Annotated in this window: 2 protein-coding genes; one reads left to right on the forward strand and one right to left on the reverse strand. The window is 63.3% G+C overall.

The window, feature by feature from the left end; all coding sequences use genetic code 11:
• Positions 1–182: integrase core domain-containing protein (locus GPL20_RS38465; RefSeq protein ID WP_157337933.1), on the forward strand; the 182-nt coding region annotated here is incomplete at its 5' end.
• A gap of 73 nt (positions 183–255) precedes the next feature.
• Here the strand turns inward: GPL20_RS38465 and GPL20_RS38470 are convergent.
• Positions 256–1,670 (reverse strand): recombinase family protein (locus tag GPL20_RS38470; protein ID WP_246251310.1); only part of this gene is annotated, 1,415 nt, incomplete at its 5' end.

The raw sequence follows: 1,670 nt of genomic DNA on the forward strand, positions 1-1,670 counted from the left end.
AGCCGACGGACAACAGCTTCATCGAATCCTTCAACGGCAAGTTCAGAAACGAATGCCTGAACACGCACTGGTTCCTCAGTCTTGACGACGCTCGGCAGAAAATGGAGGATTGGCGTAGAGACTACAATCGCGCATCAGAACACCCATTTGTCTATGTTGTTGAAGAGAAGAGACTTTGTTGATCGGGATGCGATCCTGCGGGGTATCTTGGATTCTGCCGCGCTCGTTCGGTGATGGATGAGGCGGCATCCGTGGTCAAGGCCGCGCGCGCGAAGATCCATGGCCCATCCGGCAGAGGGTGGCGGCTTCGATCTGACCAGCTTCTGCGGCCAAGCGCAGCGTCTTGGATGCGACCTTGAGAAGCCTGGCGGCGTCAGAGAGAGTGAGCCGTGGCTCGACGCTATTCTCGGCCCGCCGGAAGACGGGTATCCGATGATAAGATCGCGTGGTTGTGACGCGCTCACGGGTCCAACGGTTGCCGTTGCCCGTCTTGAGGCCGTTGCGGTTGAGCAGGCCCGCAATCAGGTCGTCGCTGGCGATCAGCACCAGTTGCCGGATGGCTGCGATGATGTCACCGGGGGTGCTGTTACGCTGCCCCCGTCGACGCTTCGGCAGCCGCATCTCGCTGTGAGCGCCGCCCGCCCAATGCACGACAAGAACAATCTCGGACGCTTCGTCATCGATATCGGCAACGACCTCGTGGATCAGCGTACGGACGATGCGCTTCTTCAGCCGCGCATCGATGGTCGGCCCTGACCAGATTGACTTGAGGTCTGAGGCCAGCACGCTGAGCATCGTTGGATCGATCGCTGTCGGTGCGGTCGTCGCATCATGCGCGGCAATCTTGCTCTCTACCTCGGCGACGCGGGCAAGCGTGCGATTCCAGCGCGTCTCAAGCTCCGCGGCAACCAGGCGATTTGCCGGATCCGCCGTGTCATATTGCCGGAAGGCGCGATCGGCGGCGTAACGGGCCGCTTCGAGATCACGGCCGAGCGCTTCGCGAACCTGATCCCTCTGATGTGTGGCTTGGGCTGCGGCGGCCGTAGCCGCCGCAACGGCGCCGGGTCCGACAACGCCGAGCAGTGCCCCTTCGATCGCATCATCGACGCGCAAGCCACCGAACGCGATGCAGCGCGGTTCGCCGTTGTCCATCCAGCCGCGCGAGCAGCTGTAACGGGGGATGTGATGCTTCATACCGCTGTAGCGCAGCGTCAGCTTGCGGCCACAACGCCGGCAGCGGATGAGCCCAGCGAGCAGCGCCTCGCCATGCTTGGGCGCGCCATGATGCCGGCTCGTGGGCACGTTAATCGCTTCGAACCTCTCCCAGTTCACATAGCCTTCGTGGGCGTCCGGCTTGAGGACAAGCCACTCGGCGCGCGCCTTCCGGCGGATCTTCGCGCCTGCGCCATGGACGCCGTACCCCGTCGCTACGGCTGTTCTACCATAGGCGTAGGCGCCGCCGTAGACCGGGTTCTCGACCATCCTGTGGAGAGTCGCGTAGCTGGGCCGCCGCCAGGCTGTGTCACCGTTCGGCTGCTTCACCGGTAGGTCGAGGCCGTGCTCATGGAACCACAGCAGCGCCTGCCGCGCGGTCCCGAGTTCCTCGATCTTGTCGAAGACGAGCGTAATGGCGTCCTGCACACGCCGGTCCGGATCCTTCTCGTAGCGAT

This window comes from Bradyrhizobium cajani, assembly GCF_009759665.1.
GTDB classification, from domain to species: domain Bacteria; phylum Pseudomonadota; class Alphaproteobacteria; order Rhizobiales; family Xanthobacteraceae; genus Bradyrhizobium; species Bradyrhizobium cajani.